Genomic DNA, 576 nt, shown 5'->3' with positions numbered 1-576 from the left:
CACAGACAACCAGGATGTTGGCTTAGAAGCAGCCACTCATTCAAAGAGTGCGTAATAGCTCACTGGTCGAGTGATCCTGCGCCGAAGATTTCCGGGGCTAAAACTTACTACCGAAGCTACGGCATCAGTAATGATGGGTAGGGGAGCTTCCCATACGGGTTGAAGCATGACCGTAAGGACATGTGGACAGTATGGGAGTGAGAATGTTGGCATGAGTAGCGAGATGTGGGTGAGAATCCCACAGGCCGTAAACCCAAGGTTTCCAGGGGAAGGTTCGTCCGCCCTGGGTTAGTCGGGACCTAAGCTGAGGCCGAAAGGCGTAGGTGATGGACAACAGGTTGATATTCCTGTACTACCGATAACCGTTTGAGAGATGGGATGACACAGTAGGATAAGCTAAGCACACTGTTGGTTATGTGTGCCCAAGCATTGAGGCAGTCAGAGTAGGTAAATCCGCTTTGATAATGCTGGGATGTGATGGGGAGCGAAATTTAGTAGCGAAGTAGCTGATTTCACACTGTCAAGAAAAGTCTCTATCGAGGTTAAAGGTACCCGTACCGCAAACCGACACAGGTG

At 50.0% G+C, this 576-nt stretch carries 1 rRNA gene; it reads left to right on the top strand.

Features of this window, described 5'->3' with window-relative positions:
• A 23S ribosomal RNA gene (locus IR152_RS19820) occupies positions 1-576 on the top strand; the annotation flags it as partial.

It is taken from the genome of Clostridioides sp. ES-S-0108-01, assembly GCF_020662285.1.
Taxonomy (GTDB): Bacteria; Bacillota; Clostridia; order Peptostreptococcales; family Peptostreptococcaceae; genus Clostridioides.
This window is presented reverse-complemented; position numbering and strand designations above follow the sequence as displayed.